Genomic DNA, 11,564 nt, shown 5'->3' on the forward strand with positions numbered 1-11,564 from the left:
ATGATGTCCGCGGACGAACCCGTTTTCACGGTGGATCAGATCGCCGAAGCCAGTACGGCGATGCGGACCGCGCTCGGGCTGCGGCCCGAGCACTTCCCGCTGAAGCGGATGCTGGGCATGCTGGCCGATGAGATCGTCCAGTTGCGCCAGCAGGGCTGGGGCGACGCCGAGATCGCCGCCTTGTTGTCGGAAAGCACCGGCTCGGTCGTCCCGGCCGAAGCCTTGCGGGGCTGACCGGTCGGACGCCTCAGCCCCCCAGGGCGCTGAGGTCCACGCTGCCGAAGCTGGCGACGATCTGAGCGTCGCCGAAGTCGCCGTGATCGGGGTCGCCGGTGCGCGAAAACGCGATCGCGCCGGCATTGGTGGCCGCCAAGCCTTGCGCCAGGCGGCGGGCCCGGTCGCCGTTCGGGGCTTCCTTGGCCTCGCCGGGAATGAGGTTTCCTTCAGGGTCCTTGTTGAAAGGCACCACGACATAATAGGTGACGGACGCCATTCGTGCTTTCCTTCATGGGAGAGTGTGACCCCGAGGCACCGTCCGGTTCTGCCCGAACCGGTGAACCTTTGGGTATTCTCGTGGTCGGCTGCCTGATCGGTTGAAGTGGAGTCCACTTCGCCCTGACAGCCTCTAGCGTGGGCCTGGGACGATGGCGATCAAGTTCGAAGACGATGATGGCGGCAAGCCGGCCAAGAAAGTGGTCGGCAGCAAGGCCTATGTGGCCGAGGAGCCGGCGCCCGAAAGCGGGGAGGCCGCGACCGTCTTGCCATTCGCCAAGCCGGTGCGGCCCGACAAGAAGGGTCGGAAGCCGAAGCGCTGAGCGTTTCGGCCCCGCTTGGGCGAGGCCATGGTGCCGCACCCCGCAACATGCCGGGTCGGGCGCCGTTCGGCTGATGGGGCGCGACGCGCCGCTGCCGAGGGAACCCGCCACATGACCACACAACCGAAGACCACCGTGCCGACGGACGCCGACCTGAAGGGCAATCCCGGCATCGGCGCCAGCAAGGGCACCACGATCGCAGGGACGACCCCGGACGATCTCGCGGACGACCTGGCCGACAGCACGATCGAAGGCGACAGCGAGAACGGCACCAATGCGGCCGGCGGCATCGACAAGGCCGATGCCAATCGTGGTCCGAAGGACCGCGCCTGATGGTCGGCGTCCCGCCGATGCCTGAGATCGAAACGCCGCTTGATCCGGCGCTTGAGCGTCATCTGTCCGACCCGGCCGAAATGACCGAGGAGGTGTCGGGCGCACAGGAGCGTGCGCGGCAGCGGGCCGAAAGTCCGACGGAGCCCGACGCCACCACCGAAGGCCAGCCAACCTGATTCGCGGCGGCGCCATGGCTGCCGCGTGACAGCTGGCCCTCAAATCACGGAAACGTGAACAGGGGTGTGAGCCGTCCGGGTCGGGCTTCTCACATCTTGGCAAAGGTTGGGGTGCCGCCCGGTACCCCGACGACCTGAGGGGTGCCACGCTGGACGCGGCAACACGTCCCCGAACAATGTGGCCGACAGGCCGTTCGGGTTCGCATGACACAGCATGATCGAAGCCCATCCGACCTCCTTGCCGATGCCCGCCGCCGCGAAATGGCGGTTGAGCATCTTCTGTTCGGCACCCTCGGGTTCCTGGCCCGGCAACATCCCGAACTGCTGGATGATCTCGAGGCGAGCCTCGGCCACCTTTGGGACAAGGCGGAGGACGCGCAACGGGACGACGAAGCCGTGCGCGACGTAGCGCGAACCTTCATCAGGAGCCTTCGGACGCAGATCCGCTGACACTGCTGTCGGCCGCTGAGCCCTGCCGCGCCCAGACGAGGGTCGCGATCACAGTCGCGTCGTCGGCGCCTTGGCGCGGAAGCCGTGTCGGAGCGCTGGTGATCTCCATCCGGTCGCCGACGATCGTATAGGTGCGGGATTGCTCGGAGCCGATCCAGGGCTCGAACCAGGCCACGTCGACCGCAATCACGAAACGGTCCGGTGGCTCGAGCCGGTAGGCGCCCGCACAGGCCACCATGGTCTGGAAGGCCACGGCCCGCTCGGCCTCGGTGGTCGGGGCGAGGCGATCGCCCGGCGTCATCAGCGCCGCCATGCGGCCCTCGGCCTGAAACATCATCGTGCCGCGGGGTGCGGCGCCGAACGGCTCCGAGCGTTCGCCCGTCGCGACATCCTCGGTATGAAAGGCCTGCAGCATCCAGGTGCCGACGATGGGGTGCGTCATGGGGTGTCTCCAAGGGCATGTTCGACGCGGGTGGCGTTGCGGCTCCGCGCGTCCCAGTTCGGCCTAGGCGCATCGGTTCCGGGCCGCTACGGGCACGGCGCAAGCCTCGCCAAACCCGGTGCCCGGGCCCCACAGACCAGCGCCGATTGCGCGATGATCGAAAACTCTTCTGGCGAAATGCGGCTTCATGCGGGAGAAGACCGGAGTCGAGCGTTTGACCAAGGGCAGCCGGACGTCAGGCCACGCAATCGACGAAGGAATATCAGGCCTTGCCGCAAACCAACGCGGCTCGGCTGCGTTATTCACGCTTAAGGAGAAGACCAGCATGCCCAACGGAACAGTCAAGTGGTTCAACGCCACCAAGGGTTTCGGCTTCATTCAGCCGGACAACGGGGGCACGGATGCCTTCGTACACATCAGCGCGGTCGAGCGGGCCGGTCTGCAGGACCTGCGCGAAGGCGACAAGGTCAGCTACGAGCTCGTTGCCGACAAGCGCAGCGGCAAGCAGTCCGCTGATCAGCTCAAGGTGGTTGGGTGACCCAAGCCGGTGAGCCCGGCGGCGAGAAACCCGATCCACGATCGTTCGGGGGATTCATCGCACGGGCTTTAGAGACCGGTGGGTTGAAGAACGGTGTCCGGGAAGCCGAAAGGCTTCTCCGGGACTACGATGAGCGGGAGATCCGCAAAGCCGCGGAGGATATGCCGTCAAAAGTGAGGACGGCTGTCCTGAAGATGGTCACGCTCCGACAAAGCGGGTGATGTGACCGTCGCCGCCAACGCAAGGTATGCCGACAGTGCCACGCAAGCCCAACTACGACTTCGAGCGCCGCGAGCGCGATAAGGCCAAAGCGGCCAAGAAGGAAGAGCGCGCGAAAGCCAAATCGGAGCGGGCTGCCGACCCATCGGCGCAGCCGGCCGAGACGGCCGAGACCGCCGATGTGGCTGAGCCGGCACAGCCCGAGACCTGATTTCAGGCCTCGGGCTGTTTGGCGGCCTCAGGCCGCCGCGATGGCCTTTTCGATCTCCGGGATGGGATGTCCCGTGAGGTCCTTGGCGATTTCCTTGTCCAGAACGGCAGACAGCGGCTTGCTGTAGTGCTTGCGCAGCTCGCCGAGGGCGCGGGGCGAGGCGATCACCACCAGGTTCTTGATGGTGCCGGTCGTGGCCGCCTTGTTCAGCATGGCCGCGACGCCGGCCGAATGGCTGTCTTCTTCGAGCTGGCCATGGTCCGGATTGGCGGAGCTGCTGTGGTGGCCTGCGCCTGAACCATGGTTGTCCTGGTTCACCGTCGGCTCGGGCAGCGCCGTCAGCGACGGGGTGTCCTCATGGCCGCTGTTGCGGAACAGCTTGACCTTGGTGCCGTCCACAACCGCCACGGTGGCGCCATCGGGCAATTTCATCGCGAGATCCTTTTTTACGCAGCCGAGAACCGGCTTCGAACAGGGCGCCAACGTCGTTGCGGGCGGAAAGGTGCCTCGCGGGTGTCTTCGGGAACAGCGGCCCCGTCCCGTCGTTGTTCAGGCACGCCCGACGCAAGGGCTCTGGGAGATCCACATGCCGAAGACGCTGGCCGCCGAGTTCGACACCCGCCGCGAGGCCGAGATGACGGTCGAGCATCTGACGCAGGAACACGGCATCGACCCTGCGGCTGTCGCGATCGTGCCGGTGTCGGGCGAGAACAGCGCCGGTACGGCAGTCGACGGAAGCGACAACGAGAACGCTGGCGACAAGGCCGGTACCGAGCCCCACCCGGCGCTTGCCGGTCGCCTGCGGGTTTCGGTCGAAACCGACGAAGCTTTGGCCGACAAGGTGCTGGCGGCTTTCGCGACCTATGGCGGACGATCGGTGGCCTGAGCCGTCGCCGGGCGCTTAGACCCGGCCAACGATCGGCGCCTGGTGCTTTGTCGTCAACGCCGCAACCCACCCTTCACCAGCGCTGACGATCGTGCGTGCGGCCGGCCTCAGGCCTGGTCACACTGCCGCGCCGGCATGATCCCCGTGCTCCCACGCCGCGAGTGCCGTTCCATGGACCTTTCCGCCGCTGCCGCCATCGATCCGCTCACCGTGTCCCGCGTTCATCCTGACGCGTGGCGTCGGCGTCTGGTGTCGGGGCGCGCCGGGGTTCGGGATCAGGATGGCGCCTTCATGCTGCCGCCGGAGCATTGGTTCGACAGTGCCGCGCCCGTGGCCGTCGATGCCGTGACGGAAGCGGCCGTTGCCGATCTCAAGCCGATGGCCGACGTGCCGCTCGCCGAAGCCATCCATCGCTACGTCGACGAAGACTGATTTCATCAAGGCTCGTCCGGGCGCGGAATGGCTGCCTCGGCGCCGTCATGGTGGCCTCTAGGCGGCCGTCGCGCTAATTCTGTGGGCCGAGACCGCCACGGGTGGCCGCCTCGCATGCCGGAGCCGCAGTTTTGACCCTCTTCGACACGGCCATCGTCGGGCTCGGCGCCATGGGGTCGGCCGCAGCGGCCCATCTGGTAGCGCGCGGGCAGAGCGTGGTCGGGTTCGATGCGCTTTATCCCTGCAACCCGCTCGGCTCCTCGCATGGCGACAGCCGGGTGATCCGCCTCGGTTATTTCGAGGACCCTGCCTATGTACCGCTGCTGCGTCGCGCCTACCGCACCTGGCGGGCGCTGGAGCGCCAGACCGGCGAGGACCTGCTGACGGTGACGGGCGTGCTGCAGATCGGCCGCCCCGACAGTCCGATCGTGTCCGGCACCCGGCGCGCCTGCGAAGCGCACGACCTGCCCTTCAGCCTGTTGACGCCCGCTGCGATGGCCGAGCGCTATCCGGCGTTCCGCCTCGGCGAGGACGAGACCGGGCTGCTGGAGCCGGAAGGCGGTTTTCTGCGCCCCGAACGGGCCGTGGCGGCGCAGATCCGGGTCGCGGCCGAGGGCGGCGCCGTGCTCCGCTTCAATGAGAAGGTGCTGGACATCCAGCCGGGCGACGGGGGTGTGACGCTGCGCTCGGCGCTCGGCAGCGTGCGGGCACGGACGGTGATCGTCACCACGGGCCCCTGGATCGCCCAGCTGGTGCCCGAGCTCGACGGCATGGCGGTGCCGATCCGCCAGGTGGTGGCCTGGTACCATCCGCAGGACGCCTTCGTGACGGCGCTCGGCCGCATGCCGGTGTTTTTGCGCGATCTCGGCCCCGAAGGCAGCTTCTTCGGCTTCCCGGCGCTGGGGCCCGACGGGGTCAAGCTCGGCCGGCATTGTCACTTTAACGAGCCTGTCGACCCCGACCTCCCGAACCCGCCCGTCACAGAGCGCGACACCGCGATGCTGGACAGCTTCGTGGCCGGCAACATCCCGGCGGTGGCCGGCACCGTGGCGGCCGCTGCGGGCCAGCGCCGGGCCACCATGACGTGCCGCTACACCATGCTGCCCGGCGAGGATTTCCTGGTGGACCGCCACCCGGGCGAACCGCGCATCATCGTGGCCTCGCCTTGTTCGGGGCACGGCTTTAAATTCACCAGCGTCATCGGCGAGATCCTGGCCGACCTCGCCGCGGATGGCGGCACCGCCCTGCCGATCGACGTGTTTTCCTTTGCGGCCCTGCGTCGTGCCGCCGCCCGGGCTTGAAGCGCGATAAACTCGGCAGACCGCGCAGGTTGCGTCGCGATGCCCGGTCCGCCCACCCGACTCTGTGCCCGTGGCGCGCGCCATCCCGGGCACCTGCTTTGGCGTGGTCGAGGACGCGAACGTCCGCTCAGGCCATCGAGCGACGGGCCGCTTGAAGCGCCACGGGTGGGTGGCGTTTGAAAGTAGCCGCGTCGATTAGCAAAAGTTAACGTGGTGCGTTAACTTGGTCCTTTGAAATACATTTCAAAGAGCTTACGATCATGGCGTGATATGACCTCCGGTCGATCGCACTTGCCTACGCCGCGCCGGTCTTTCGATCACTGGCGCGGCGTCAGGGCGCCATCTCAGGGATCGGCGCTTGCATCTCACCGGTTCCTGGACCGCTTGCCCGCCTCTCGGCGGCGAAACCCACGGTTTGCAAGGTAGTCCTTTCTGGACAAGCGTCTGGCATCCTCATGCCAGGACGGCATCGATCCTCGTTCCGGTTTGTGATGTCTGTATGCGATGCCTATCTTGATGCGAATGCTTCACCTGCCCCGGTGACGCCGATCCATCGTTCGAAAGGTGCGCCGACCCAGTGGCAACTCAACCCGGCCCGAAGACACGCAACCCACAAGATGGGCGTGAACGGCTGATCGAATCGGCGCGCGCGATCTTCAGGTCAAAGGTCCGGCGCGAAGTCAGTCGCTTGGACATCGCGCGCCATGCGGGTGTCGCCCCGGGGTTGGTCACCTATCATTTCAACAGCAACGCCCAGCTTGTTCTCGCCGTGACGAGACCCGTCCTGGGTCAGGCGATCGCCGAACTCTTTGCCGCCCTCGACGCACCGCTCACGGTCGAAGAGCGACTGAATATTAGCGCCATCCTGTTCATCGACTTCGCCCAGTTGAACGGCGCGCTCCTGGACCTGTTCGTAGAAGCCGTGACCGAGACCGGCGATGAAGAGGGTCAGGCCCTCATCCACGCCTGTATCGAAAGGCTCGAGCAATTCTTTGCGGAGATGGTCGCGGCCAGGTTCGTATCGGCCGACATCGACCCGGTCCTGCTGCTCATGGCCATGTGGGGAATGTGCCGGCTCGTCGGTGAAACGCCGCCCCTGCCGTTGAAGAACGTCCGTCCCAATGCCGGCATCGAAGAGCGGACCGTCGCGGAAGCCAGGTTCATCACGAAACTGATCCTGCAAGGCGTCAAACCGAAGGCTGCTTGACGCGCTGCCGGTCCACAATGATGCGGCGCTTCCTCCACGCTTCAGGCCTGTGAGGATCGACATGACATGACCACCGGACCCGGGAGCGAGGCATGCCGATCGCACGAAGGTACGAGGACACCCTGGTGCTGGGTGGCCATCAGCGTTAGCGCCTGGTCGGCGTCAGTCAGTTTTGATTCATTGGTGCCCAGGGACGGAGTCGAACCGCCGACACTGCGATTTTCAGTCGCATGCTCTACCAACTGAGCTACCTGGGCCTGCGGGGTGCGAGGCACCGTGGCAGTGTTCGGGCTTATAACCAGGGTCGGGCGGGCTTGTCCAGCGGGTTTGCGCAGGGTGGCGCCCTGGGCTTCGAACACGGGGGCGTGTCGAAAGGGCGGCGTGTCGCAGCCGGGTTTTGACTTGGCTTCCCGGGTCGTGCTTCCTGCCGACCACGCCGTCTGACCGAACATCCTGGATCCATGAGCACCGAACGCTACAACGCCCGCGAAACCGAGCCGCATTGGCAGACCGTCTGGGCCGAGCGCGGCACCTTTGCGGCCCAGAACGAGGATCCGCGGCCGAAATATTACGTGCTCGAGATGTTTCCCTACCCGTCCGGGCGCATCCACATGGGTCACGTGCGCAATTACGCCATGGGCGACGTGGTGGCGCGCTATCGCCGGGCCAAGGGGTTCAACGTCATCCATCCGATGGGGTGGGACGCCTTCGGCATGCCGGCCGAGAACGCTGCGATGCAGAACAAGTCGCATCCCGCCGCCTGGACCTACGCCAATATCGCCACCATGCGGGGCCAGTTGAAGTCGATGGGCTTGTCGCTCGATTGGGCGCGCGAGTTCGCGACCTGCGACCCGGCCTATTATAAGCACCAGCAGCGGCTGTTCCTCGACATGCTGGACGCCGGCCTCGTCGACCGCCGCAAATCCAAGGTCAATTGGGACCCGGTCGACAACACCGTGCTGGCCAACGAGCAGGTGATCGACGGCCGCGGCTGGCGCTCGGGCGCGCCCGTCGAGCAACGCGACCTCGTGCAATGGTTCTTCCGCATCACGGATTTCGCCGAAGACCTGCTCGGCGCCCTCGATGGCCTCGACAAGTGGCCCGAGAAGGTGCGGCTGATGCAGCGCAATTGGATCGGCAAGTCGGAGGGCCTCGAACTGCGCTGGGCGCTCGACCCGGCCCATGCCCCTGCGGGGATCCGCGAGCTCACGGTCTACACCACGCGTCCCGACACGCTGTACGGCGCCAGCTTCCTGGCCGTCGCGGCCGACCATCCCCTGGCGCAGGCCGCCGCTGTCGGGCAACCGGCCCTGCAGGCTTTCATCGCCGAATGCAAACAGCTCGGCACCACCGTGGCGGCGCTCGAAACGGCCGAGAAGAAGGGGTTCGACACTGGTGTCCGGGCCGTGCATCCGCTCGACCCGGCCTGGACGCTGCCGGTCTATGTGGCGAATTTCGTTCTGATGGACTACGGCACCGGCGCCATCTTCGGCTGCCCGGCCCATGACCAGCGTGACCTCGATTTCGCCCGGGCCACCGGCCTGCCCGTGACCCCGGTGGTGTGCCCGGCCGGCCAGGACGCCGCCACGGTCGTGGTGGCCGACACGGCCTTCGCCGACGATGGCCGCATGATCAACTCGCGCGACCTCGACGGCCTGACCACCGATGAGGCCTTCGCGGCGGTGGTGACCCGCCTGGAAGCCCAGGATCTCGACGGCACGCCGCAGGCCAGGCGGAAGGTGAATTTCCGCCTGCGGGACTGGGGCATCTCGCGCCAGCGTTATTGGGGCTGCCCGATCCCGGTGATCCATTGCGAGGCCTGCGGCACGGTGCCGGTGCCGCGCGCCGACCTGCCCGTGGTGTTGCCGGAAGACGTCAGCTTCGACCAGCCCGGCAACCCGCTCGACCGGCACCCGAGCTGGCGCCACGTGCCCTGCCCGCGCTGCGGCGCGCCGGCCCGGCGCGAAACCGACACGATGGACACCTTCGTCGATTCGTCCTGGTACTTCACCCGCTTCTCGGACCCGTGGAACGCCGAGAACCCCACCACCCCGGCGGTGGCCGACCATTTCCTGCCGGTCGATCAATATATCGGCGGCATCGAGCACGCGATCCTGCACCTCCTGTATTCGCGCTTCTTCACCCGGGCGATGCGCAAGACCGGCCATGTCGGCTTCGACGAGCCCTTCGCGGGCCTCTTCACGCAGGGCATGGTGGTGCACGAAACCTATCGGGATGCCGCCGGCGCCTGGGTGTCGCCCGACGAGATCCGCATCGACGGCATGGGCCCGGACCGCACGGCGGTGCGCCTCGACACCGGCGCCCCGGTGACGATCGGCGCGATCGAGAAGATGTCGAAGTCGAAGAAGAACATCGTCGATCCCGACGACATTATCGCCACCTATGGGGCCGACACGGCGCGCTGGTTCGTGCTTTCGGACAGCCCGCCCGAGCGCGACGTGATCTGGACCGAGGAAGGCGCGCAGGGCGCCGCCAAGCTGGTGCAGCGCGTGTTCCGCCTCATCAACGACCTCGCCGGCGTGGCGGCAGAGCCCGGCACGCCGGCGGCCACGGCGCCCGGCCCGGAGGCCTTCGGTGTCCGCAAGGCGGCCCACAAGGCGTTGATCGGGGTCGGGGCCGACATCGAGCGGCTGCGCTTCAATCGCTGCGTGGCCCACATCTATGAGCTCGTCAACGCGCTCTCGGCGGCGCTCGGCGCCGTCGAGACGGCCGATATCGCGCCCGACCTCAGGGCGGCCTTCCGGGAGGCGGCCGAGATCCTGGCCCAGGTGCTGGCGCCCTTCATGCCGCATCTGGCCGAAACCGCCTGGGCGACGCTCGGCCGCGAGGGCCTCGTGTCGGCCAGCGCCTGGCCGGACGCCGATCCGGCGCTGCTGGTCGAGGCCAGCGTGACGCTGCCGCTGCAGATCAACGGCAAGAAGCGCGACGAGATCACGGTGCCGGCCGGGTCGGGGCCGGACGCCATCATCGCGGCGGCGCTCGCCAATGCAATCGTTCAGCAAGTGTTGGATGGTAGGCAACCCAAAAAGGTCATCCCGGTCGGGACGAGGATCGTCAATGTGGTCATCTGAACTCGGCCGGATCGCGCGCGGCGCCGCGATGGCGGCGGCGCTGATGCTCGGCGGCTGCGAAACGGTCGGCCTGCATCCGCTCTATATGAGCCGGGGGGGCGACATGCAGGGCATCCTGCAGACGATCGCGGTCGACCCGATCCCCGACCGTTTCGGCCATTATCTCGCCGACAAGCTGGTCTCGACCTTCAACGGCACCGGCACCACCGTGGCGCCGCGCTACCACCTGGTGGTGGTGCCGCATATCGGCACACAGGCGCCGTTGATCTCCACCACGACCCAGACCGCGACCGCCGCCACCGTGACGGCCAATGTCGACTTCCGCCTGATCGCGGTTGGCGGCGGCGAGCCCGTGGCCAAGGGTACGGTGGTGAGCGCCGCCACCTACAACCGCTCCCTGCAGCGCTTCGCCAACATCCGGGCCGCGCGCGACGCCGAGATCCGCAACGCCGAAACGGTGGCGGATCAGATCGCCACCCAGGTGTCGGCGCAGCTCGCCACGCGCTGAAGGCCGTCGCCATGGTGGCGGTGAAAAGCCACGAGGCCGAGCGCTTCCTTGCGCGCGATGCCGCCGATTTTCCCGTGGTGCTGGTGTTCGGAACCGACACGGGGCTGATCAGCGAGCGGGTGCGCGGTCTCGTCCGGCGCCTCGTCGACGACCCCGGCGACCCGTTCCAACTCGTGCGCCTCACCGGCGACGAGATCGCCCGCGACCCTGGGCGGCTGCTCGACGAAGCCAATACGGTGCCGTTGTTCGGCGGCCGTCGCGCCGTGCTGGTGGAAGCCGGCACAAAGCCGATCGGGCCGTCCGTCGAGGCGCTGCTCGAGGCGGGGCCCGCGTCCCCGGTGGTGATCGAGGCCGGGGCCCTGAAGAAGGATGCGCCCTTGCGCAAGGCGGTGGAGCGCTCGCGCGCCGCTGCCGCGATCGAATGCTATCCCGACGAAGCGCGCGACGTGTTGCGCCTCATCGACGACGAGATGGCGGCCGCCAATCTCACGATCGCGCCCGACGCGCGTGAGATGCTGGCCGGGCTGCTGGGGGCCGACAGGCTCGCCAGCCGCTCGGAAATCGCCAAGCTGGTGCTTTACGCCGGGGCCGGTGGCCGGGTAACGGCCGACACTGTCGAGGCCGTCGTGGCCGATGCCGCCGCGGTCGCCACCGATGCGGTGGTGGACGCCGCCTTCACGGGCGACCTCGCGGGGCTCGATGCCGGGCTGCGCCGCGTTGTCACCAGCCCGGGCGAGGCCGGCACCATGCTGGGGGCGGCCCTGCGGCATGCCACCTGGCTGCACCGCACCCGGCTTGACATCGCTAACGGCGGTGCCATGGAGGCGGCGCTCGGTGGACTCGCCCGGCACGGCATCTCGTTCAAGCGCAAGGGCGCCATCGAACGCCAGTTGCGGGCCGCGGCCCCGGAGGCGCTCGGCCGCGCCGTGGTGCGACTGGGCGAAGCCTGTCTCT

Annotated in this window: 18 protein-coding genes and 1 tRNA gene; 15 read left to right on the forward strand and 4 right to left on the reverse strand. The window is 67.6% G+C overall.

Translation table 11 applies throughout. The annotated features are described in order from the left end of the window. A complete protein-coding gene (locus P7D22_RS15570) occupies positions 1 to 234 on the forward strand; it encodes a hypothetical protein (protein ID WP_319935168.1) in 234 nt (77 codons plus the stop codon). A 13-nt stretch (positions 235 to 247) separates the two neighbouring features. On the opposite strand, the gene P7D22_RS15575 is transcribed toward P7D22_RS15570, so the two are convergent. Continuing rightward, positions 248 to 493, reverse strand: coding sequence for a hypothetical protein (locus tag P7D22_RS15575; RefSeq protein ID WP_319935169.1), 246 nt, complete (start codon positions 491 to 493; stop codon positions 248 to 250). Positions 494 to 644: 151 nt separating this feature from the next. On the opposite strand from P7D22_RS15575, the gene P7D22_RS15580 reads away from it, so the two are divergent. From P7D22_RS15580 to P7D22_RS15595, 4 genes are all read left to right on the forward strand, one after another. After that, positions 645 to 815, forward strand: a complete 171-nt coding sequence (locus tag P7D22_RS15580; protein ID WP_319935170.1) for a hypothetical protein — start codon at positions 645 to 647, stop codon at positions 813 to 815. A gap of 111 nt (positions 816 to 926) precedes the next feature. Further along, positions 927 to 1,148 carry a hypothetical protein gene (locus tag P7D22_RS15585; protein WP_319935171.1) on the forward strand — a complete coding sequence of 74 codons (222 nt, stop codon included), beginning with the start codon at positions 927 to 929 and terminating at the stop codon, positions 1,146 to 1,148. Continuing rightward, positions 1,148 to 1,324 (forward strand): hypothetical protein, encoded by a 177-nt coding sequence (locus P7D22_RS15590; protein ID WP_319935172.1) that lies wholly within the window; start codon positions 1,148 to 1,150, stop codon positions 1,322 to 1,324. Before P7D22_RS15585 ends, P7D22_RS15590 begins: the two co-directional genes overlap by 1 nt. A 204-nt stretch (positions 1,325 to 1,528) precedes the next feature. Continuing rightward, the gene (locus tag P7D22_RS15595) at positions 1,529 to 1,774 is read left to right on the forward strand and encodes a hypothetical protein (RefSeq protein ID WP_319935173.1); all 246 of its coding nucleotides are present in this window, start codon (positions 1,529 to 1,531) and stop codon (positions 1,772 to 1,774) included. On the opposite strand, the gene P7D22_RS15600 is transcribed toward P7D22_RS15595, so the two are convergent. Beyond that, entirely contained in the window at positions 1,746 to 2,216 is a 471-nt protein-coding gene (locus tag P7D22_RS15600) for a lipocalin-like domain-containing protein (RefSeq protein ID WP_319935174.1), read from the reverse strand. The two genes, P7D22_RS15595 and P7D22_RS15600, sit on opposite strands and share 29 nt — an antisense overlap. Before the next feature lie 325 nt (positions 2,217 to 2,541). On the opposite strand from P7D22_RS15600, the gene P7D22_RS15605 reads away from it, so the two are divergent. Genes P7D22_RS15605 through P7D22_RS15615 form a run of 3 tightly spaced genes read left to right on the forward strand, consistent with a single transcriptional unit; the run spans position 2,542 to position 3,184 of the window. Continuing rightward, a complete protein-coding gene (locus tag P7D22_RS15605) occupies positions 2,542 to 2,754 on the forward strand; it encodes a cold-shock protein (RefSeq protein ID WP_319935187.1) in 213 nt (70 codons plus the stop codon). Next, positions 2,751 to 2,975 carry a hypothetical protein gene (locus P7D22_RS15610; RefSeq protein WP_319935175.1) on the forward strand — a complete coding sequence of 75 codons (225 nt, stop codon included), beginning with the start codon at positions 2,751 to 2,753 and terminating at the stop codon, positions 2,973 to 2,975. The genes P7D22_RS15605 and P7D22_RS15610 overlap by 4 nt, the downstream gene beginning before the upstream one ends. 35 nt (positions 2,976 to 3,010) lie before the next feature. Then, positions 3,011 to 3,184 (forward strand): hypothetical protein, encoded by a 174-nt coding sequence (locus P7D22_RS15615; RefSeq protein WP_319935176.1) that lies wholly within the window; start codon positions 3,011 to 3,013, stop codon positions 3,182 to 3,184. A 27-nt stretch (positions 3,185 to 3,211) separates the two neighbouring features. Here P7D22_RS15615 and P7D22_RS15620 read toward each other — a convergent pair whose 3' ends face one another. Next, the gene (locus P7D22_RS15620) at positions 3,212 to 3,616 is read right to left on the reverse strand and encodes a host attachment family protein (RefSeq protein WP_319935177.1); all 405 of its coding nucleotides are present in this window, start codon (positions 3,614 to 3,616) and stop codon (positions 3,212 to 3,214) included. A 154-nt stretch (positions 3,617 to 3,770) separates the two neighbouring features. Between P7D22_RS15620 and P7D22_RS15625 the strand changes: the two genes are divergently transcribed. The 4 genes from P7D22_RS15625 (at position 3,771) to P7D22_RS15640 (ending at position 7,010) form a co-directional block, all read left to right on the forward strand. Then, positions 3,771 to 4,070 (forward strand): hypothetical protein, encoded by a 300-nt coding sequence (locus tag P7D22_RS15625; protein ID WP_319935178.1) that lies wholly within the window; start codon positions 3,771 to 3,773, stop codon positions 4,068 to 4,070. A 171-nt stretch (positions 4,071 to 4,241) separates the two neighbouring features. Continuing rightward, positions 4,242 to 4,502, forward strand: a complete 261-nt coding sequence (locus P7D22_RS15630; protein ID WP_319935179.1) for a hypothetical protein — start codon at positions 4,242 to 4,244, stop codon at positions 4,500 to 4,502. Positions 4,503 to 4,633: 131 nt separating this feature from the next. Beyond that, positions 4,634 to 5,803, forward strand: coding sequence for an N-methyl-L-tryptophan oxidase (solA, locus tag P7D22_RS15635; protein WP_319935180.1), 1,170 nt, complete (start codon positions 4,634 to 4,636; stop codon positions 5,801 to 5,803). Between the two features lie 577 nt (positions 5,804 to 6,380). Further along, complete coding sequence (locus tag P7D22_RS15640; RefSeq protein ID WP_319935181.1) at positions 6,381 to 7,010, forward strand: TetR/AcrR family transcriptional regulator; 630 nt, start codon at positions 6,381 to 6,383, stop codon at positions 7,008 to 7,010. A 181-nt stretch (positions 7,011 to 7,191) separates the two neighbouring features. On the opposite strand, the gene P7D22_RS15645 is transcribed toward P7D22_RS15640, so the two are convergent. After that, a tRNA-Phe gene (locus P7D22_RS15645) sits at positions 7,192 to 7,267 on the reverse strand. Between the two features lie 204 nt (positions 7,268 to 7,471). On the opposite strand from P7D22_RS15645, the gene leuS reads away from it, so the two are divergent. The 3 genes from leuS to holA form a co-directional block, all read left to right on the forward strand. After that, positions 7,472 to 10,102, forward strand: a complete 2,631-nt coding sequence (leuS, locus tag P7D22_RS15650) for a leucine--tRNA ligase (protein ID WP_319935182.1) — start codon at positions 7,472 to 7,474, stop codon at positions 10,100 to 10,102. After that, positions 10,089 to 10,610 (forward strand): LPS assembly lipoprotein LptE, encoded by a 522-nt coding sequence (lptE, locus tag P7D22_RS15655; protein ID WP_319935183.1) that lies wholly within the window; start codon positions 10,089 to 10,091, stop codon positions 10,608 to 10,610. The genes leuS and lptE overlap by 14 nt, the downstream gene beginning before the upstream one ends. Positions 10,611 to 10,621: 11 nt before the next feature. Continuing rightward, positions 10,622 to 11,564 (forward strand): DNA polymerase III subunit delta (gene holA, locus P7D22_RS15660; RefSeq protein ID WP_319935184.1); only part of this gene is annotated, 943 nt, incomplete at its 3' end.

This window comes from Lichenihabitans sp. Uapishka_5, assembly GCF_033947565.1.
Classification (GTDB): Bacteria; Pseudomonadota; Alphaproteobacteria; order Rhizobiales; family Beijerinckiaceae; genus Lichenihabitans.